We start from the raw sequence: 22,988 nt of genomic DNA on the forward strand, positions 1-22,988 counted from the left end.
ATCCGCAGCAGCGGTTGTTGCTGGAGGTCGCCTGGGAGGCATTCGAGCGCGCGGGCATCGACGCGGACTCCCTGCGCGGCAGCCGGACCGGCGTGTTCTCCGGTGTCATGTACCACGACTACGCGCCGGCCGTGGACCTGGTTCCGGACCAGCTCAGCGGAGCGGTCCTGACCGGCAGCGCGGGCAGCGTGCTCTCGGGGCGGGTGGCGTACCAGTTCGGCCTGGAGGGGCCGGCCGTCTCGGTCGACACCGCGTGCTCGTCGTCACTGGTGACGCTCCACCTGGCCGCCCAGGCACTGCGGGCGGGCGAGTGCTCGCTCGCACTGGCCGGCGGGGTCACGGTGATGTCCACCCCGATGACGTTCGTCGACCTGGGTCACCAGCGAGCCCTGTCCCCGGACGGGCGGTGCCGCGCGTTCGGCGCGGGCGCGGACGGCACCGGCTGGGCCGAAGGCGTCGGCCTCGTGGTGCTCGAGCGGTTGTCGGACGCACGCCGGCAGGGTCACCAGGTACTCGCGGTGCTCAAGGGCTCCTCGGTGAACTCCGACGGCGCGTCGAACGGCCTGACCGCCCCGAACGGTCCCTCGCAGCAGCGGGTGATCCGCCAGGCGCTGGCCTCGGCCGGCCTGTCCACGTCGGACGTCGACGTGGTCGAAGGACACGGCACCGGCACGAAGCTCGGCGACCCGATCGAGGCCCAGGCACTCCTGGCCACCTACGGCCAGGACCGCGAAGCCCCGCTGTGGCTGGGATCGCTGAAGTCCAACATCGGGCACACCCAGGCAGCCGCCGGGGTCGGCGGCGTCATCAAGATGGTCATGGCGATGCGTCACGGCATCCTGCCGCAGACGTTGCACGCCGAGGAGCCCTCGCCGTTCGTCGACTGGTCCCAAGGATCCGTCGCTCTGCTCGACCGGAACCGCGACTGGCCCAGGACCGGCCGTCCCCGCCGCGCCGGCGTCTCCTCCTTCGGCATCAGTGGCACGAACGCGCACGTCGTCCTCGAGCAGGCGCCGGAGCAGCCGGCGGCCGGGCAGGCGGACGCCGTGACGCGGCTCGGAATCTCCGCCTTCCCGGTGTCGGGCCGGGGACCGGCGGCGTTGGCCGGCCAGGCGACCCGGTTGCGGGCCGCGCTGGCCGACTCACCGGACACCGGCGTGGCCGATTTCGGCGCGGCACTGACCAACGGCGGGTCCACGCACTCCCACCGAGCCGTGGTGATCGCGGAGAACCGGCAGGAGCTCCTGGCCGGCCTGGACGCGATCGCGGCGGGCCAGTCGGAGAACTCGGCCCTGGTGGTGGCGGGATCCGGTGACGCCGACCACGACGGCCCGGTCTTCGTGTTCCCCGGGCAGGGGGGCCAGTGGCTCGGGATGGGCATCGAGCTGTGCGAGAGCAGTCCGACGTTCGCGGAGCTGATGCGGACCTGCGACGAGGCGTTGGCGCCCTGGGTCGACTGGGACGGGTACTCGCTGCGGGACGTGCTCGTCGGGGTGCCGGGTGCGCCGAGCCTCGACCGGGACGACGTCGTCCAGCCGGCACTGTTCGCGGTCGGGGTCTCGTTGTCCCGGCTGTGGGCATCACTCGGCGTGCACCCCTCGGCCGTCGTCGGGCACTCCCAGGGAGAGTTCGCCGCCGCCGTGGCGGCGGAGGCGTTGTCGCTGACCGAAGGCGCGCGCGTCGTGGCCCTGCGCTCCCGGGTGCTCCGGCGTCTGGCGACGCGAGGCGGCATGGGCTGGGTGAACCGGTCGGCGGACGAGGTGCGCGAACGCCTGGCCGGTTGTCCCGCGCTCGGCGTCGCCGCGGTGAACGGTCCGATGTCCACGGTCGTCTCCGGGGCCACCGCCGAACTCGACCGACTGCTGTCAATCTGGGAGTCGGAGGGAGCGCGGGTCCGGCGCGTCCCGATCAACTACGGGTCGCACTCGGCGGAGGTGGAGGTCGTCCGGGCCGAGCTGGCCGACACGCTGGGCACGGTCGAGTGCTCGTCCGGCACGGTGCCGTTCTACTCGACGGTGACCGGCTCGGTCCTCGACGGCCGGAACCTCGACGCCGACTACTGGTACCGGAACCTGCGCGAGACGGTGCGTTTCGCGGAGGTGGTCGACCAACTGCTCGGCGACGGGCATCGAGCGTTCCACGAAGTGGGCGCGCACCCGGTCCTCGTCAATTCGGTACAGGAGCTCGCCGAGGCCAGGGGGACGTCGGTCACGACGGTCGGAACGCTCCGCCGCGGCCACGGCGGCGCACGGGAATTCCTGCGCAACGCCGCCGAGGCGTTCGTCGGCGGAGTCGACGTGCGGTGGTCCGGCCTGTTCCCGTCGGGCAGGCGGCCGGGGCAACTGCCCACGTACGCCTTCCAGCACACCCATTACTGGATCGAGACGCCGCCCGGCCGACCGTCCCGCGGCGGTGAAGTCGACACCCGGTTCTGGAACATGGTCGACCAGGGTGACCTCGACGGACTGACCACGGCGCTCGCCCTCTCCGACGACGCCGGCCGGTCCTCGCTGGGCACCGTGCTCCCGGCCCTGTCGTCGTGGCGTGAGCGCAGCCGGCAGCAGGCGACGCTGGCCGGCTGGCAGTACCGCGTCACCTGGCGCCCCACCGAAGCACCGGACCGGCCGCTCACCGACCGCTGGCTGATCGTGGTGCCGGCGGACGTCGCCGAGCCGGCGTGGCTCGCGCAGGCCGTCGCGGCGCTGAGCGCCCGAGGGGCTCGGGTCAGCCGGGTCGACGTCCCCCGGTCCGCGGAACCCGAGGCGCTCCGCCACGAGCTCGTCACGGCGCTGCGCGGCGAACCGGCCGGGGGCATCCTGTCGCTGCTGGCGCTGGACACGGCCGAGGACACCGACGCCGTATCCGTGCCGGCCGGCCTGAGCGGCACGCTCGCGTTGGTGCGGACGGTGAGTGAGCTCGGCCTGTCGGCCCCGATCTGGTGCGTGACCCAGGACGCGGTCGCCGTCCGGCCGGGAGACGCCGTCACCCAGGCACGGCAGGCCGCCCTGTGGGGCTTCGCCAGGCATGCGGGGCTGGAGCAACCCCTGTCGTGGGGCGGCGTCGTCGACCTGCCGCGCGAGGTCGGCCAAGCGGACCTGGCGGCGCTGGCCGGCGCGCTCGCAGACGGCGAGAGTGAGCTGGCGCTGCGAGGCGGCGCGGTGTTCTGCCGCCGGCTGACGAGGGTCACCGCACCCGCGCTCCCGACGAAGCAGCCGCTCGAACGCAGCGCTCTGGTCACCGGCGGCACCGGCGCACTCGGAGCGGAGGCGGCGCGTTGGCTCGTCCGGCGCGGCGCGCGACACCTGGTCCTTGCCGGCCGTCGCGGCCCGGCCGCCCCCGGCGCCGCCGAGCTGGCCGCCGAGCTGACCGAACAGGGTGCCACGGTGTCGGTGGTCGCCTGCGACGTGGGCGATCGGGCGCAGCTCGCCGACCTGCTGGCCACCTGGCCGGCCGAACATCCGCTGACCACCGTCGTGCACACCGCGGGCGTGCTCGACGACGGCGTCATCGACCGGCTCACCCCGGAACGCTTCGAGCGGGTGTTCCGCCCGAAGGTGGCCGCCGCATGGCACTTGCACGAGCTGACGCAGGACCGCGACCTCGTCGACTTCATCCTGTTCTCGTCGTTCGTCGGCACGGTCGGTCCGGCAGGTCAGGCCAACTACGCCGCCGCGAACAGCTCGTTGGACGCACTGGCCGCGCACCGCAGGGCTCTCGGCCTGACCGGCACCTCCATCGCCTGGGGACTCTGGCAGGGCCCGGGGATCGCCGACCACGACGGAGTGGAGGACCGGCTGGCGGCCCGCGGCCTGCGCGCGATGGACCCCCGCGACGCCGTCCGGGCCATGGACCAGGTGGTCGACCGCGACGAGACGGCCGTGGTCGTGGTGGACGTCGAGTGGTCCTCGTTCGCCACCGAACTCGTCGGCACCCGATCGATGCCGCTCCTCACCGAGCTGACCGGGGCGAGGGGGGACGACCCCGACGGGCCGGCGGACGGAGCGGCCGACACCGGTGTGCGCGAGCGGCTCGCCGGCCTGCCCGCCACCGAGCGGACGTATGCGATCACCGACCTCGTCCGGGCCACGGTGGCGGCCGTGCTCGGACATGCCGACGGCAGCTCGGTCGAGTCGGGGCGCAGTTTCCAGGAGGCCGGTTTCGACTCGCTCACCGCGTTGCGTTTGCGGAACCGCCTCGGCGTGGCGACCGGCTTGCAACTGCCCGCCACGCTGATCTTCGACTACCCGACCCCCGCCTCGGTCGCGGAGCTGGTGTACGCCGAGCTGTTCGGCGAGGACACCGGGCCCCCCGGGAACGAGGCCGGTGAGGGCGTCGACGACGCAGGGCTGAAGAAGATCATCGACCGTATTCCGATCGCCTCGCTGAGGCAGGCCGGGCTGGTGGACGCCTTGCTCCGGCTGGCCGACACCGCTCCCCGGGGCGAGCCGACGACCGACAGCACCGGGTCCACGAGCGCGATCGACTCGATGGACATGGCTGATCTCATACGCGCCGCATACGGCCAAGCCGACGCGAGCGACCGAGCGGAGGGGCCGACCTCATGACCACCCCGTCCACCAACGAGCTCGTTGACGCGCTGCGCAACGCACTGAAGGAGAACGAGCGCATCCGGCAACGGCTCGGCGACGTCGAGGCGCAGAGCCGGGAGCCGATCGCCATCGTCGGCATGGCCTGCCGCTACCCCGGCGACGCCGACAGCCCCGAAGCCCTGTGGCAGCTGGTGGCCGACGGCACCGACGCGGTGTCCGGCTACCCGACGGACCGTGGCTGGAACCTGGGCGAGCTGTACGACCCCGATCCCCAGAAGGTGGGCCGGACGTACTCCCGGGGCGGCGGCTTCCTGCGCTCGCCGGACCAGTTCGACCACGAGTTCTTCGCCATCCCCCCTCGGGAGGCAACCGTGATGGACCCGCATCAACGGCTGCTCCTGGAAACCTCGTGGGAGGCCTTCGAACGCGCCGGCATCAGCGCCGACGCGGTACGGGGAAGCCAGACCGGCGTGTACGTCGGCGTCAGCTACCAGGACAACATCTCGCTGCGCACCGTGCCGCCGGCGTACGAGGGCTACGTACTGACCGGCAACATCGCCAGCGTCGTCTCCGGACGGCTGTCCTACGCGTTCGGTCTGCAGGGGCCCGCGGTCACCGTGGACACGGCGTGCTCCTCCTCGCTCGTCGCGCTGCACCTGGCCGCCCAGGCGCTGCGCTCCCAGGAGTGCTCGCTCGCCCTGGTCGGCGGGGCGACGATCATGTCGGGCCCGGCTTCGCTGATCGAGTTCGCCCGGCAGCGCGGAATCGCCCCGGACGGCCGGTGCAAGGCCTTCGGCGACGAGGCCGACGGCATGGGCTGGGCGGAAGGCGTCGGCGTGCTCGTGGTCGAGCGGCTGTCCGACGCCCGGCGCAACGGGCACCAGGTGCTGGCCCTGGTGACCGGCTCCGCCCTCAACCAGGACGGCGCCTCCAACGGCCTCACCGCGCCGAACGGCGCGGCCCAGCGGCAGGTGATCCGGGCCGCGCTGGCCAACGCCGGTGTGGCCTCGACCGACATCGACGCCGTCGAGGCGCACGGCACCGGCACCAGGCTCGGCGACCCGATCGAGGCCCGCGCCCTGCTGGACACCTACGGCCGGGAGCGAACGGCGGACACGCCGTTGTGGATCGGATCGCTGAAGTCGAACATCGGACACTCGCAGGCGGCGGCCGGCGTCGGCGGCGTGATCAAGATGGTCATGGCCATGCGCCACGGGGAGCTGCCCAGGACGCTGCACGCCCAGCGGCCGACCTCACACGTGGACTGGTCGGCGGGGACGGTCCGGCTGCTCACCGACCAGCGGCAGTGGCCCGACCGGGGCCGCCCCCGGCGTGTCGCGGTGTCGTCGTTCGGAATCAGCGGGACCAACGCGCACGTCGTCCTGGAGCAGGCTCCCGACGCCCCGGCCGAGGCCCCGCCCGAGCAGACGGGACGGGCCCGCACCGGTCCATGGCCGTTCGTGGTGACCGCCCGGGGCGCCGCCGCGCTGCGCGGCCAGGCCGAGGAACTGCGCTCCTTCGTCGAACGCCACCCCGAGCTGGAGCCGTCCGACGTCGGACGAAGCCTCGTCACCACCCGCGCCGCGCTGGCCGACCGTGCCGTGGTGGTCGCCGAGGACCGGGCGGCCCTGCTGGCCGGCCTGTCCGCGCTGGCCGCCGGTACGGACAGTCCCGCGGTGCACGTCGACCGGGCGAGGGAAGGCCGACTGGCGATGGTCTTCACCGGCCAGGGAGCCCAGCGCGCCGGAATGGGACGAGAACTGTCGACGCGGTACCCGGTGTTCGACGCGGCCCTTGACGAGGTCTGCGCAGTGGTCGACGAACTGCTGGGCCGATCGCTGCGCGAGCTGATGCGGGAGGACGGTCCGCTGCTGGACCGCACCGAATTCGCCCAGCCGGCGCTGTTCGCCTTCGAGGTCGCGCTGTTCCGTCTCGTCCAATCCTGGGGCATCCGCCCCGACTTCGTGGCCGGTCACTCGATCGGCGAGATAAGCGCCGCCCACGTGGCCGGCGTGCTGTCCCTCGCCGACGCCGGTCGCATGGTCGTGGCGCGCGGCCGCTTGATGCAGGCGCTGCCCGACGGCGGTGCCATGGTCGCGGTGAACGCCGCCCCGGATGTGGTGGCCCCGCTGGTCGCCGCCGCCGACGGGGTGTCCGTGGCCGCGGTGAACAGCCCCGACTCGGTCGTGCTGTCCGGAGCGCGGGAACCGGTGGCGGAGGTCGTGGCCCAGTTGGCCGCAGACGGGTACCGGACCCGCCGGCTGACGACCAGCCACGCGTTCCACTCGCCGCTGATGGACCCGGTGCTCGACGACTTCCGGGCCGTCGTCGCCCAACTCGCCTTCGGCGCGCCCGACATCCCGGTGGTGTCCACCCTCACCGGTGCCCCCGCCGACGCGGCCACGCTCGGCGAGCCGGAGTACTGGGTCCGTCAGGCACGCGAGCAGGTGCGGTTCGCCGACGCCGTGGCCACCCTGCACGAGCGTGGCGTCACCCGCTTCCTGGAGCTGGGACCGGACGCGATGCTCTCGGCCATGGTCCGGGAATGCCTGCCCGCCGACCGGCGGGTGACGGCGGTGGCCGCCTCCCGCCGTGACCGACCCGAGGCCGTCGCCCTGCTGGACGCGGCCGGCCGCCTCTTCACCGGCGGCGGCGAGGTCGGCTGGGCGGCGCTGTTCCCCGGCCAGGGCCGGCGGGTCGACCTGCCGACCTACGCCTTCCGGCGGCACCGGCACTGGCTGCCGCGCGACGGCTCCGCAGCCCCGGCCCCCTCGGGCCCGCCGTCGGTCGCCACGCCTGAACCGGGCACCGACGCCCGGGTCACGGACGTGCTGGCCGTCGTGGACCAGCGGCGCGTCGTGAACGATCTGCTGCGGACCTCGGTCGCCGTTGTACTGGGCCTCGACTCGCCGGCCGACGTCGACCTCGAAAGCACCTTCCAGGACCTGGGCTTCAGCTCGCTCGCGGCGGTGGAACTGCGGGACCGGCTGAACGCGGCGCTCGATCTCGAACTGGCCGGCACCGTCGCCTTCGACTACCCCACCCCCGCGGCCCTCGCCTCGTATCTGCTCCGGCTGGTGACCGACGCGGCCGACGAGGAACCCGGGACGGCCGTCCCTCGCGCAGCGCTCGCCGACGACCCGATCGTCGTGGTGGGCATGGCCTGCCGCTACCCGGGTGGGGTCGGCTCGCCGGAGCAGCTGTGGGAGCTGGTGGACGGCGGGCGCGACGCGGTCTCAGGGCTGCCGACCGACCGGGGCTGGGACCTCGACACCCTGCTGCATCCGGATGCGACGCGTCAGGGCGCCACCCACGTGCGCGGCGGCGGCTTCCTCGACGACGTGGCGCAGTTCGACGCGCGGTTCTTCGGGATCTCGCCGCGCGAGGCGGCCTCGATGGACCCGCAACAGCGGCTGCTCCTCGAACTGACCTGGGAGGCGTTGGAGCGGGCCGGGATCGACCCGAAGTCGGTCCGGGGAAGCCAGACCGGTGTGTTCGCCGGCACCAGCGACCAGGACTACGCGGACCTGCTCCGCGGCAGCGCCGAGCTGGCCGACGGTTACCTGCTCACCGGGACCTCCGCCGCGGTGCTCGCCGGGCGGCTCTCCTACCAGTTCGGCCTGGAGGGGCCGGCGTTGACGGTCGACACGGCCTGCTCCTCCTCGCTGGTGGCGATGCACCTGGCCGCGCAGGCCCTGCGTTCCGGGGAGTGCGCGCTGGCCCTGGCCGGCGGTGCCACCGTCATGGCGACCCCGGTCGACCTGCAGGAGTTCGACAAGCAGGGACTGTCCGCCGACGGCCGCTGCAAGGCGTTCGGCGCGGACGCCGACGGGACGGGTTTCGCCGAGGGCGCAGGCCTGCTGGTGCTGGAGCGGCTCTCCGACGCCCGCCGCAACGGCCACTCCGTGCTGGCCGTCCTTCGTGGCTCGGCGATCAACCAGGACGGTGCGTCCAACGGCCTCACCGCGCCCAACGGCCTCGCCCAGCAGCGGGTCGTCCGCCAGGCACTGGCCAACGCCGGCGTGCGCCCCGACGAGGTGGACGCGGTGGACGGGCACGGCACCGGCACGGTGCTCGGCGACCCGATCGAGATCAAGGCTCTGCAGGGCGTGTACGGCCGGCACCGAGGGGAGGGCGAGCCCCTCTGGCTGGGCTCGCTCAAGTCCAACATCGGCCACTCCCAGGCAGCGGCCGGCGTCGGCAGCGTCATCAAGATGATCATGGCGATCCGGCACGGTGTGCTGCCGAAGACCCTGCACGTGGACCGGCCCTCGGAGCACGTCGACTGGCAGAGCGGAACGGTCCGGCTGCTAGGCGACGCCAGGCCGTGGCCGGCGACCGGGCGTCCCCGACGGGCAGCGGTGTCGTCGTTCGGGGCGAGCGGGACCAACGCGCACGTCGTCGTGGAACAGGCTCCGGACACCGAGCCCGAGGCCGGACCGGCGGATCGGCCCCACGCGCCGCAGGTGCTGCCGCTGCTGCTCAGCGGTCGCGGCGAAGCCGCGCTGCGCGATCAGGCGGTGCGGCTGCGCGAGCACCTCCTGGCCTCCGGCGCCACCGGCCCGGCGGAGCTGGCCGACGTGGCGTTCTCCCTGGCCGGCACTCGCTCCTCGCTGGACCACCGGGCCGTCGTGCTCGGCGCCGACCTCGCCGCACTCCTGTCCGGGCTGGACGACCTGGTGGCCGGCACCACCCCGGTCACCGGACCCGTCGGCTCCGGCGACACCGACCCGGTGTTCGTGTTCCCGGGGCAGGGCGGGCAGTACGCCGGGATGGCCCTGCGGCTGTGGGACACCTCGCCGGAATTCGCCGCCTCCATGGCCGAGTGCGAGGCGGCGCTCGCACCGTACGTGGACTGGCACGGCCGCACCCTGCGCGACCTCCTGGCCGGCGCGGACGGCGCGGACCTCGACCAGGCCGAGCAGGTCCAGCCGATGCTGTTCGCGGTCATGGTCTCGCTCGCCCGGTTGTGGATCTCCCGGGGCGTGGTGCCCTCCGCGATCATCGCGCACTCCGTGGGAGAGGTCGCGGCCGCGCACATCGCCGGCATCCTCACCCTCGCCGACGCGGCCCGGGTCCTGACCGCGCGGGCGCGCGTGTCCGGCCGGGTGACCGGGTACGCCACGCTCTGGGTCGGGCTGCCGGTCGAGCAGGTGTGTGACCGGGTCGCACAGCTGAACGGCGTACACGTCAGCGCGATCAACGGTCCGCGATCGGTCGTCGTGACCGGCCCGCTCGACCGCATCGCCGCGCTGCGCGCCGAGTACGAGGCCGCCGGTGTCCGCGCGCGCCCCGTCCCGATGGACTACCCGACGCACTCCCCGGACATGGCGGTGGTCGAGGACGAACTCCTCGCGCTCCTGACCGGCATCCGCCCGGCCACCGCCTCGGTGCCGTACTACTCCACGACGTTCGCCCGCCGGGTGCAGGGCGACGAACTCGACGGCCGGTACTGGTTCACCAACCTCGTGCAGCCGGTACGGTTCCACGACACCGCCGCCGTGCTGCTGGCCGACGGGTACCGCGTGCTGCTCGAGGTGGCCCCGCACCCGCTGCTGGGACCCGCGATCGAGGAGACCGCCGACGAGCGCGGCGTCGGGGCGACCGTGCTGGCGACCCTCCGCCGCGGCGAGAGCGACCCGGACATGTTCCTGCGGTCGATGGCCGCCGCGTGGCGGGCCGGGCTCACCGTGGACTGGTCCGCGACCTTCGCCGGTACCGGGGCGCGGCGGGTCGACCTGCCGACCTACGCCTTCCAGCGGCAGCGCTACTGGCCGACCGCGTCGGCGTCCGCGCCCGGCGACCTGTCAGCCGTCGGCCTCGAACAGGTCGATCACCCGCTGCTCGGGGCGAAGACGACTCTGGCGGGTGACGCGGGCCTGCTGTTCACCAGCCGGCTCTCGCTGCACGCCCACCCGTGGCTCGTCGACCACGCGCTCTTCGACCGGCCCCTGCTGCCCGGTACGGCGTTCCTCGAGCTGGCGATCCGCGCAGCCGACGAGGCGGGCCTCGGCGGGCTGGAGGAGCTGGCCATCGAGGCGCCGCTGATGCTTCCGAGCGGGCACGACGTACTGGTCCAGGTGCTCGTCGGGGCCCCCGACGGTGACGGCCGCCGCACCGTGGAGGTCTTCTCCCAGTCGGCGGAACCCGGCGAGGCCGTGGGCGCCACGTGGACGCGGCACGCGCGGGGCAGCGCGGTGCCCGGCGACCATCCGGAGCCGGCACCGTGGCCGGCCGACGCGACCTGGCCGCCGGCCGGGGCAACCGAACTGGACGTCGCCGGATCGTACGAGCGGCTCGCCGCGCTCGGTTACCACTACGGCTCCGCCTTCACCGGGCTGCGCCGGGCCTGGCGGACGGGTGACCAGGTCTTCGCCGAGGCGGAGCTGCCCGAGGGACTCGCGCCCGACGCGGTGCGTTTCGGCCTGCACCCGGCCCTGATGGACACGGGCCAGCACAGCCTGGCCATCGACCGGCTCGGCTCGCAGGGGGCCGAGCCGGACAACACCGGCGTGCAGGCGCCGTTCCTGTGGTCCGGGGTGCGACTGCTCGCCTCGGGCGCCTCGGCACTGCGGCTCGTGTTCTCCCCGACGGGGCCTTCCTCGTGGTCGGTGGACGGCTTCGACACCACCGGTCGCCCGGTGCTGAGGGTGGACTCGCTGGTCGCCCAGGAGGTTTCCGCCGAGCAGCTGCGCGACGTCGGCACCGCACACGCCGACGCGCTGTTCGAGCTCGGGTGGGTGCCGTGCGGACCGGCCGAGGCCGGTTCGGGGGCGGGCGCCGAAGGGCCGATCGGCTGGGTGGTGCCGTCCGGTCCGACGCGGACCGCGCCGACGCAGGACGAGCACACGGTCGGTGCGTGGCGCCACCCCGACCTGGCCGCGCTCGGCTCGGCGGTGGACGGTGGCGCGCCGCTGCCCGACCTGGTGGTGCTGCGCGTCCCCGGCGGCCCGGCACCCGAGTCGACGGTCGACTCGGTGCACACCGCGGTGAACGGCACGTTGCGGGTGCTGCAGGACTGGTTCACCGACAGCCGGTGGGAGCGGTCGCGGCTGGTCGTGGTGACCGACGGCGGACTCGTGGGTGCCGCGGTCGGTGGCCTGGTGCGCTCCGCGCAGTCGGAGAACCCGGAGCGGGTGGTTCTCGTGGAGCAGGCGCTCGCCGGTCCGGAGCCGGCCGGGGTGCGGCCGGTGGAGGCGCTCGCCCGCGCCGCGGTCGCCTCGGGCGAGCCGGAGGTGTCGGTTCGCGACGGACGGCTGTGGTCGCCCCGCCTGAACAGGGTCGCCGCGGAGGCACTCCCGGAGCCCGCCGGGCACGTGCCGGACGAGCCGTCTTCGGTGTGGGGCACGGGGACCGTGCTGCTCACCGGGGCGTCCGGCGTGCTGGCCGGGTTGGTGGCCGAGCATCTCGTGACCGAGTGCGGGGTGCGACGGCTGCTGCTGGTCTCGCGGCGGGGCCCGGCCGCCCCCGGTGCCGACGAGCTGGTCGAGCGGCTGACCGAGGCGGGTGCCTCGGTGCGGATGGTCGCGTGCGACCTCGCCGTCCGCCACGAGGTGATGGACCTCGTCGGCTCGGTGCCACCGGAGTTCCCGCTCAGCGCCGTGGTGCACTGCGCGGGTGTGCTCGACGACGCGACCGTGGGTTCACTGACCCCCGACCGGGTCGACGCGGTGCTGCGGCCCAAGGTGGACGGTGCCTGGCACCTGCACGAGGCCACCCAGGACGCCGAGCTGTCGGCGTTCGTGCTGTTCTCCTCGGCCGCGTCGGCGTTCGGCACCGCCGGCCAGGCGAACTACGCGGCGGCCAACGGGTTCTGCGACGAGCTGGCCGAGCACCGCCGGAGGCTCGGCCTGCCGGCGGTGTCGATCGCCTGGGGATGGTGGGCCGAGGCCAGTGGCATGGGCAGCCACCTCGGAAGCCAGGACCGGGCCCGGATGGCCCGCACCGGCATCCGCCCGGTCGACAATAACTTCGGCCTCACCCTCTTCGACGCGGCTTCCCGCCGTCAGGGCCGGGTCGTCGCCGCCCCGTTCGACCTCGCCGGCCTGTCCGGCGCGGCCACGGTTCCGGGACTCCTGCGCGGGCTGGTGCGCCGTCCGGCGCGGCGGGTCGCCGAACCCCACCCGGCGGACGGGGCAGGACGCCGCGAGGGCCTGGCGGCACTGGAACCGGCCGAGCGCGACCAGGCCGTCGCCGAGCTGGTCCGCACTCATGCCGCGGCCGTGCTCGGGCACTCCTCGAGCGCCGCCGTCGACGACCGGCAGCCCTTCACCGCTCTGGGGTTCGACTCACTGACCGCGGTGGAACTGCGCAACCGGCTCAACACGGCCACCGGGCTGCGGTTGCCGGCCACACTGATCTTCGACTACCCCTCCCCGGCCGCCCTGATCGAGTTCGTGCGGGGCGAGATCGGCGGCGAGACGGCCGCCCCGGCCCGGCCGGTCGCCGGCACGGCCGAGGCCGGGTCCGGAGACGACCCGATCGCGATCGTGGGCATGGCCTGCCGCTTCCCGGGCGGGGTCGGTTCGCCCGACGAGCTCTGGGACCTCGTCGCCGAGGGGCGGGACGTCATCGGCGCCTTCCCCACCGACCGGGGCTGGAACCTCGCCGACCTCTACCACCCGGACCCCGACCACCCCGGGACCACCTACACCCGTGAGGGTGGCTTCCTGCACGACGCCGACCAGTTCGACCCCGAGTTCTTCGGCATCTCGCCGCGCGAGGCGATCACGATCGACCCGCAGCAGCGGCTGCTGCTCGAAACGGCCTGGGAGTCCCTCGAGAACGCGGGCATCGATCCCACCTCGCTGCGTGGCGGCCCGACCGGTGTGTTCGTCGGGCTGATGTACCACGACTACGGCTCGCGGCTGCACACCAAGCCCGAGGAACTCGAGGGCTACCTGGGCAACGGAAGCGCCGGCAGTATCGCGTCGGGCCGGGTCGCCTACGAGTTCGGCTTCGAGGGCCCGGCAGTGACCGTGGACACGGCGTGCTCGTCATCGCTGGTCAGCATGCACCTGGCGGCGCAGACGCTGCGGTCGGGCGAGTGCTCGCTCGCGCTGGCCGGCGGCGTGACGGTGATGGCGACGCCCGACCTGTTCGTGGAGTACAGCCGGCTGCGCGCGAACGCCGCGGACGGCCGGTGCCGGGCGTACGGCGCGGACGCGGACGGCACCGGCTGGTCCGAAGGCGCGGGCCTGGTGGTGCTGGAGCGGCTGTCCGACGCGCGGCGCAACGGACACCAGGTGCTGGCACTGCTGGCCGGCTCGGCGCTGAACCAGGACGGCGCGTCGAACGGGCTGACCGCCCCCAACGGTCCCTCCCAGCAACGGGTGATCCGCCAGGCCCTGGCCGGCGCCGGGTTGTCCGCCTCCGACGTGGACGTCGTCGAGGGACACGGCACGGGGACCCGGCTGGGCGATCCGATCGAGGCACAGGCGTTGCTGGCCACCTACGGCCGCGAGCACGCCGAGGACGCGCCGCTCTGGCTGGGGTCGATCAAGTCGAACATCGGCCACACGCAGGCGGCGGCGGGCATCGCCGGCACGATCAAGATGATCATGGCGATGCGGCACGGAATCATGCCCAAGACCCTTTTCGCGGACACCCCGTCGCCGCAGGTCGACTGGTCGTCGGGCGCGATCGCGCTGCTCGACCGGGCACGGGAGTGGCCGGACCGTGGCCGCCCCCGCCGGGCGGGGGTGTCCTCCTTCGGCGTCAGCGGGACCAACGCACACATCATCCTGGAAGAGGCTCCGGCCGAGTTCACCGCCCCGGCCCCGTCTCCCGCGGCCGGCCTGCCGGTGTGGCCGCTCGTGCTGACGGCTCGCGGGCCCGAGGCACTGCGGCACCAGGCGGAGCGACTGGAATCCTCCCTGCGCGACCGGCCCGACGCGGCGTTGGCGGACATCGCCTACTCCCTCGTGGCCGAACGGGCCGGCCACGATCACCGAGCGGTACTGCTCGCCTCCGACCGCGCGCAGGCCCTGGAGCGGCTGGCGGAGTACGCGCACGGGGGCGACGGAACCGGAACCGTCGCCGATGTGGCCCGGCGGGGCCCGCTGGCGATGGTGTTCACCGGCCAGGGCGCCCAGCACCCGGGCATGGGTGCGGAACTGCACCGGCAGTTCCCCGTCTTCGCGGCTGCTTTCGACCAGGTGTGCGATCAGCTGGACCCCGCCGTCCGGGAGGCCGTCCTCGGCGACGGGGAGAACCGGCTCGACGCCACGGAGGTCACCCAGCCGGCGCTCTTCGCCGTCGAGGTCGCGCTGTTCCGGCTCTTCGAGTCCTGGGGTGTCCGGCCGGACTTCCTCACCGGTCATTCGGTGGGCGAGATCGCGGCTGCGCACGTCGCCGGCGTGCTGTCGCTGCCGGACGCGTGCCGGCTGGTGTCGGAGCGGGGCCGGCTGATGGCGCGGCTCGACCCGGGCGGAGTGATGGTCTCGGTGACCGCCGGCGAGCAGGTGGTCGCCCCGCTGGTCGCGCAGTACGCCGAATCGGTGTCGATCGCGGCGGTCAACACCCCCGGTTCGGTGGTGCTCTCGGGGCTCGAGCCGGCCGTCACCGAGATCGTGCGGCGCCTGACCGAGTCCGGACACCGTACGAAACAGCTCGTCGTCAGCCACGCGTTCCATTCGCCGCTCATGGCCCCGATGCTCGACGAGTTCCGCGCCCTGGTCCACGGCCTGGCATTCCAGCCGCCCCGCATCCCGATGGCGGGCGGCGAGGAGGTGACGGACCCGGAGTACTGGGTGCGGCACGTGCGGGACACGGTGCGGTTCGCCGACACGGTGTCCGAACTGCACGGCGCCGGCGTCACCCGGTTCCTCGAGATCGGCCCCGACGCGCCGTTGACCGGCGCGATCCGCGAGTGCCTCGCCGAGCCGGACGTCGTCGCGGTCCCCAGCATGCGCCGGCACCGCGACGAAACCCGCACGGCGCTCACCGCACTCGGCACCCTGTTCGCCGCCGGCGTGGAGGTCGACTGGCCGGCCCTGTTCGACGGCACCGGAGCCCGGCACACCCCGCTTCCGACGTACCCGTTCCAGCACCAGCGGTACTGGCTCGACCTCCCCGAACCGGCGGCCGATCTCGCCGCGGTGGGTCTCGACCCGCTCGACCATCCGCTGCTGTTGGCCGGCGTGGAGGTCGCCGGCGGCGAGGCCGTGCTGCTGACCGGCCGGCTGGCACCGCGGACTCAGCCATGGCTGGCGGAGCACGTGCTGTTCGACCAGGCCCTGCTCCCCGGCACCGCCTTCGTGGACGTGGCCCTGCGGGCGGCCGAGCAGGTCGGCCGCACCGTGCTCGACGAGCTGACGATCGAGTCGCCCCTGCTGATCACCGCGGCGGGCTCCATCGCGCTGCAGATCCTGGTGGAAGGCGCCGACGAGGAGGGCCGCCGGAAGATCACGATCTCCGCACGCCCCGACGGCGACGCCGACGACACCGCCTGGACACGGCACGCCACTGGAACCGTGTCCGGCACGGGTAGCACGCCGGAACCCGATCCGCTCACCGAATGGCCGCCGCGGGGAGCCGACGTCGTCGACGTCGCCGGCGCGTACGACCTGTTCGCCGAGGCGGGCCACGACTACGGGCCGACGTTCCAGGGGCTGGTGGCCTGCTGGCGGCGCGGCGCGGAACTCTTCACCGAGGTGGCGCTGCCGCCGGGCGGGGCCGACGCCGAGCGCTACGGCGTGCACCCGGCGCTGCTGGATGCCGGTCTGCACGGCGGCGTGCTCCGGGCCCTCACCTCCGACACCCCCCGGGGTCTGGTGCCGTTCTCCTGGGCCGGAGCGCGGCTGTTCGCTTCGGGCGCCACCGCGCTGCGCATCCGGGTCCGGCCGGTGTCCACCGACACGGTCGCCCTGGACGCCTTCGACGACACAGGCGCTCCCGTCTTCAGCGTGGCGGCACTGTCCTCACGCTCGGTCTCCGCCGACCAGCTCCGGGCGGCCGCGTCCCGCGACGACTCCCTGTTCGAGATCAGCCGGGTCGAGTGCGGCCGGGTCGACGACATCGCCTCCCGCTCCGAGGTCACCGTGCTCGACGGCCCGCACCAGCTCGCGGAGCTGGTGTCCGGCCGGGACGAGGCGGCCGAGGTCCCGGCCCTCGTCGCGATGTCGGTACCGGGGGAGGGGCCCGCCGTCACCGCCGACGTCCACGCGGCGGTGAACAGCGTGCTGCGCTCGGTGCAGACGTGGCTGGCCGATCCCGCCTGGCAGCCCTCGCGGCTGGTGGTGGTGACGAACGACAGCCTGACCGGCGCGACCGTGCGGGGCCTGCTGCGCTCGGCGCAGTCGGAGAACCCCGATCGCATCGTCCTCGTGGAGGGAGGCGCCGACGCGACCACCACCGCCGCGCTGCACGCGGCCGTGGAATCGGGTGAGCCGGAGGTGTCGGTGCGCGACGGTGTGCTGCGGGCCCCGCGGCTGGCCCGCCTGACACCCGCCGACACCGCGCAGGCCACCTCGTGGTCGGCCGGAACCGTACTGATCACCGGTGCCTCGGGAGCGCTCGCGGGGCATGTGGCCCGCTACCTCGTTACCGACCACCGCGTACGGCATGTGCTGCTGACCTCCCGCCAGGGCGAGGACTCGGCACAGACCGTCCGGCTCGCCGCCGAACTGGCGGAGCTCGGCGCCGCGGTGCGCGTCGCCGCCTGCGACGTCGCCGACGGCGAGCAGGTCGCGGCCCTGGTGCGCTCGGTGGAGTCCGAGTTCCCGCTCACCGCGGTGCTGCACTGCGCCGGAGTGCTGGACGACGGCGTGTTCGATTCCCTGACCACCGACCGGGTCGACGCGGTACTGGCCCCCAAGGTCGACGGTGCCTGGAACCTGCACCAACTGACCCGGCAGCTGGACCTCTCCGCGTTCGTGCTGTTCTCCTCCTCCGCCACGGCCTTCGGAGCACCCGGCCAGGCCAACTACGCCGCCGCCAACGCCTTCCTCGACGCGCTGGCCGTCGAGCGACACCGGCAGGGCCTCCCCGCGGTCTCGATCAGCTGGGGCTGGTGGGGCGCGGGCAGCGGTATGACCGACAACCTCAGCGAGACCGATGTGGCGCGCATGGGGCGGGGCGGAATGCTGCCGATGGCGACCGCCCAGGGCCTCGAGTCGCTGGCCGCGGCGGCCGACCTGGCCCGGCCGAACGTGATGGCCGCTCGCCTCGACCTGGCCGCCGTGCGGGCGTCCGGCACGGTGCCCGCGCTGCTGCGCGGCCTGGTGCGGCGGCCTGCCCGGCGCGTGGCAGCAGCGTCGGCGGCGCAGCTGGAGGCGGCGCGACTGGCCGGTTCCCCCGTGGCCGACCAGGTGAAGGCCGTCGGTGAACTGGTGCGCGAGCAGATCGCCGCCGTGCTCGGCCACCCGAGCGGCGCGTCGGTCGACATGAGCCGCGCCTTCCACGAGGTCGGGTTCGACTCGCTCACCGCGGTCGAACTGCGCAACCGGCTCAACACGGCCACCGGACTGCGCCTGCCGGCGACGCTGGTGTTCGACCACCCCACCCCTGAGGCACTGGCGGCATTCGTCAGGTCCGAGCTGGTGGGTGACGAGGCCGACACCGCCGACGTCACTCCGGCCGGGCCCGCCACCGCGGCCGGTGACGACCCGATCGTGATCGTCGGCATGGCCTGCCGGTATCCGGGCGAGGCGAACTCGCCGGACGAACTGTGGAGGCTGGTGGTCGAGGGCCGCGAGGGGATCACCGGCTTCCCGGTCGACCGCGGCTGGGATCTGGCCGGCCTCTACGACCCTGACCCCGACCGGGTCGGCACGACGTACGCCCGGGCGGGCGGATTCCTCGGCCGCCTGGCCGAGTTCGACTCCGACTTCTTCGGCATCTCGCCGCGCGAGGCCATCGCCATCGACCCGCAGCAGCGCTTGCTGCTGGAGACGGCCTGGGAGTCGTTCGAGAACGCCGGCATCGTCCCCTCCGCCCTGCGCGGCGGCCCGGTCGGGGTGTTCGTGGGTGCGAACGGAAGCGACTACCCCGCACTGCTGGCCCGCGACTCCGGCGACTTCGGCGGCCGGGTGCTGACCGGCAACGCGGCCAGCATCATCTCCGGGCGGTTGTCCTACGAGTTCGGATTCGAGGGGCCGTCCGTCTCCATCGACACGGCGTGCTCGTCCTCGCTCGTGGCCATGCACCTGGCGGCCCAGGCGCTGCGCTCCGGCGAGTGCTCGCTGGCGCTGGCCGGCGGGGTCGCCACGATGGCCACCCCTACCATGTTCGTGGAGATGGCGCGGCAGCGGGGCTTGTCCCCGGACGGCCGGTGCCGGGCCTTCGGCGCCGGAGCGGACGGCACCGGCTGGGCCGAGGGCGTGGGACTGCTCGTGCTGGAGCGACTCTCCGAGGCCCGCCGCAACGACCATCGCGTACTGGCCGTGCTGGCCGGCTCGGCGGTCAACCAGGACGGCGCCTCGAACGGTCTCACCGCGCCCAGCGGCCCGTCGCAGCAGCGCGTCATCCGGGCCGCGCTGGCCAACGCCGGCCTGTCGGCGAGCGAGGTCGACGTGGTGGAGGGACACGGCACCGGGACCCGGCTCGGCGATCCCATCGAGGCGCAGGCCCTGTTGGCCACCTACGGACGCGCACGCGAGTCCGACACCCCGCTCTGGCTGGGCTCGATCAAGTCGAACATCGGGCATTCCCAGGCCGCCGCCGGCGCCGCCGGAACCATCAAGATGATCATGGCGATGCGGCACGGCCTGCTGCCCCGGACGCTCCACGCCGAGACCCCGTCCCCCGAGGTCGATTGGTCCTCCGGAGGGGTGGCGCTGCTGGACCGGGCCCGTGACTGGGCCGAACAGGGCCGTCCCCGGCGGGCGGGCGTGTCCGCCTTCAGCCTCAGTGGAACCAACGCGCACATCATCCTGGAAGAACCGCCCGAGGACCTCCCCACACCGCCCACGGCGCCGGTCCCGGACGAGGGCCCCGTGAACCGGCGTATGCAGCCGGTGGTGTTGTCGGCCCGGGGGCCGGCCGCCCTGCACGCCCAGGCGGCGCGCCTCCGCGCCCACCTGACCGACCGGCCCGAACTGACGCCGGCCGACGTCGCGCGGTCGCTGGTGACCGACCGCGCGGTGCACGATCACAGGGCGGTGCTGCTCGCCGCCGACCGCGAGCAACTGCGCGAGCGACTCGCGGCGTTCGCCGACGGCACCGCCGCACCTGGCGCGGAGGCCACGGGCGTGGCCGACAGCGGTGGTCTGGCCGTCGTCTTCACGGGCCAGGGGTCGCAACGAGGTGGGATGGGCCGTGAACTCCACCGGGACTTCCCCGTTTTCGCGGCGGCGTTCGACGAGGTGTGCGCGGCTCTGGACCCGGCACTGCGGGACATGGTCTTCGACGAGGACGAGGCCCGGCTGAACACCACCGAGTTCGCCCAGCCCGCGCTGTTCGCGATCGAAGTGGCCCTCTTCCGGCTGTTCGAGTCCTGGGGCGTCCGGCCCGACTTCGTCACCGGCCACTCCGTCGGCGAGATCAGCGCCGCCCACGTGTCGGGCGTACTGTCGCTGACCGATGCCTGCGCCTTGGTCACCGCGCGGGCCCGCCTCATGCAGGGGCTCGCACCGGGCGGGACCATGATGTCCGTCGACGCCGGCGAGGACGTGGTGGCGCCGCTCGTGGCCGCGCAAGGCGCCGAGGTGTCGATCGCCGCGGTCAACACCCCCCAGTCGGTGGTCGTCTCCGGCACCGAGCCGGCCGTCGGCGAGCTCGGACAACGCCTCCGCGACGCCGGACACCGCACCAAGCAGCTGGCCGTGAGCCACGCGTTCCACTCCCCGCTCATGGACCCCATGCTCGCGGAATTCCGGGCCGCGCTCGACGGTCTGGAATTCAAGCCGCCGCGGATACCGATGACCGGCAGCGACGTGGCCACACCCGAGTACTGGGTCCAGCACGTCCGGAACGCGGTGCGGTTCGCCGACACGGTCTCCGGCCTCCGGGACGACGGGGTGACCCGCTTCCTGGAGCTGGGGCCGGACGCGACCCTGACCGGTCTGGTCCGCGCATGCGTGCCCGGTGGGGATGTCGTCGCCGTGCCCGGCCTCCGGCGAGGCCGTCCCGAGACCGAATCCGTACTCGCCGCACTGGGCGCCCTGTTCGCCGCCGGGGTCCAGGTCGACTGGCCGGCCCTCTTCCCCGCGGCCGGCGCGGGACGGACCCCGCTGCCGACCTACGCGTTCCAGCACACGCGCTACTGGCCGGACACGCCGGAGACACCGGGCACGACGCCGGCCGGCCCGGACGCCGTGGACAGCCGGTTCTGGAACTTGGTGGAACAGGGTGACCTCGACGCGCTCAGCGCCGAGCTGGACACCGAGGAACGGGACGGCCTCGGCGCCGTGCTCCCCGCACTGACCCGGTGGCGCATCGCCCGGCGCGAGAAGACGGTGGTGGACAGCTGGCGGTACCGGCTGGGCTGGCGGCCCGTGCCGACCCGGACCGAGGCCACGCTCACCGGCACCTGGTTGCTGGTGGTGCCCGCCGGTCACCGCGACGACGCCTGGGCCGCGCCGATCGAAGCGGCGATGACAGCCGCCGGCGCCGGCGTCCGTGTCCTGGCGGTCGGCGAGCACCAGCTGGATCGGGCCGCGCTGGCGGCCCGGCTCGGCGAGCCGCCGCTCGCCGGGGTGGTCTCGCTGCTGGCGCTGGAGCAGTCCCGCGTCCCGGGACACCCGGGTGTGCCGGTCGGCCTGGCCGCCACGGTGAGTCTGGTCCAGGCACTGGAGGACCGCGAGATCGACGCACCCCTGTGGTGCCTCACCCGGGGCGCGGTGAACGTCGTCCCCGGCGACGGGCTCGACCATCCCGACCAAGCCCTGCTGTGGGGTTTCGGACGGACCCTCGCACTGGAACGTCCCGACCGCTGGGGCGGCCTGGTCGACCTGCCGGCCACCCCCGACGACGCCTCGGCGGCCGGGCTGATCCGCCTGCTGGGCGACGGCGGTACCGGGGAGCAGGCAGCACTGCGGGACGGCGCCGTTCTGGGTGGCCGACTGGTCCGCGCCGACCCGGACCAGCCGCCGCGTCGGAGCTGGCGGCCGTCGGGCAGCGTGCTGGTCACCGGCGGCCTCACCGGCCTGGGCGCCCGCACCGCGCGCTGGCTGGCCGAACAGGGCGCGGCGCACCTCGTGCTCACTTCCCGCCGGGGCCGCGAAGCGCCGGGCGCCGTCGAGCTGGAAGCCGACCTCACCGCCCTGGGGGCCGCGGTGACCATCGCCGCCTGCGACGTCGCCGACCGGGGCGAGGTGGAGGCCTTGCTCGCGAACCTTCCCCACGACCTGCCGCTGACCGCCGTGTTCCACAGCGCGGGAGTCGCCAACGACGGCGTCGTCACCGAGCTGACTCTCGACAGGCTGAACAACGTGCTGCGGCCCAAGGTGGAGGGAGCGTGGAACCTCCACGAGCTGACCCAGGACCTGGACCTCTCGGCCTTCGTGCTGTTCTCCTCGGCCGCCGGCCTCATCGGCTCACCCGGCCAGTCGCACTACGCGGCAGGGAACGCCTTCCTGAACGCCCTGGCCCACCACCGGCGGGCGCGCGGTCTGCCGGCCACGACGATCGGCTGGGGCCTGCTGGCGGGCGGAGGCATGGCCGACGACACCGGTGCGACCGACCGGGCGAGCCGTCGGGGCCTGCACCCGATGGACCCCGGCCAGTCGCTGGCCGGACTGCGGCGAGCACTGGACCACGACGAGACCTACATCGCCATGACGCACGTGGACTGGAGCCGGTTCATCAAGGCGACCGCGGGCACCGTCAAGTGCACGGTCATCAGTGACCTGCCCGAGTACCGGGCGGCCTTCCCGGTGGCCGCCGCGGGGGACCGGCTCGCCCAGCCAAACGGCCGGTCCCGGGCCCGGGCGCGCCTGGACGCGCTGAACGGCGACGAACGCGACGCCGCACTACTGGAGTTGGTGCAGGAGCAGGTGGCCGAGGCGCTCGGCCACAGCTCGGCCGAGGTCCTTTCGCCGACCAAGGCGCTCGTCGACCTCGGTTTCGACTCCCTCGCCGCGGTCGAGCTGCGCAACCGGCTCGTCTCGGTGACCGGGCTGACGCTGCCGGCGACGCTCACCTATGACCACCCGACCCTGCTGGCGCTCCGTGACCACCTGCGGACGGAGATGTTCGGCGCGGACGCCGACCAGGCCGAGTCCGCGCTGGCCGAGCTCGACCGGCTGGAAGAGGTGCTCTCGGTCGTTGCGGCGGACGACGGCATCGACGAGGCCGCCAAGAACGAGGTGCTGCGACGAGTCCAGAAGATGGCCGCAGCGCTCGCCGACCGAGGCGGCCAGTCCGAGCAGGGCCGGCTCATCGCGAACGCCGACGACAACGAACTGTTCGACTTCATCAATCGAGAGCTGGGCGGTCCCGGCCAGTGAACACCGGGACAGCTCCGAACCAGTTGGCCTCCTCGTTCCGCCACTTGAG

At 73.9% G+C, this 22,988-nt stretch carries 2 protein-coding genes; both read left to right on the plus strand.

Features of this window, described 5'->3' with window-relative positions; genetic code table 11:
• A partial coding sequence (locus ACIRGB_RS30615) for a type I polyketide synthase (RefSeq protein ID WP_403871858.1) occupies positions 1–4,565 on the plus strand: 4,565 nt, incomplete at its 5' end.
• Positions 4,562–22,939 (plus strand): type I polyketide synthase, encoded by an 18,378-nt coding sequence (locus ACIRGB_RS30620; RefSeq protein WP_403871860.1) that lies wholly within the window; start codon positions 4,562–4,564, stop codon positions 22,937–22,939. The genes ACIRGB_RS30615 and ACIRGB_RS30620, both read left to right, overlap by 4 nt.
• Positions 22,940–22,988: the final 49 nt, after the last annotated feature.

Origin of the sequence: Streptomyces sp. NPDC102490 (assembly GCF_044765285.1) — a bacterium.
GTDB lineage: Bacteria > Actinomycetota > Actinomycetes > Streptomycetales > Streptomycetaceae > Streptomyces.

Excerpts from the sequence above, each read along its gene's own strand:
- ACIRGB_RS30620 (WP_403871860.1), top strand. The coding sequence starts at position 4,562 with ATGACCACCCCGTCCACCAACGAGCTCGTTGACGCGCTGCGCAACGCA.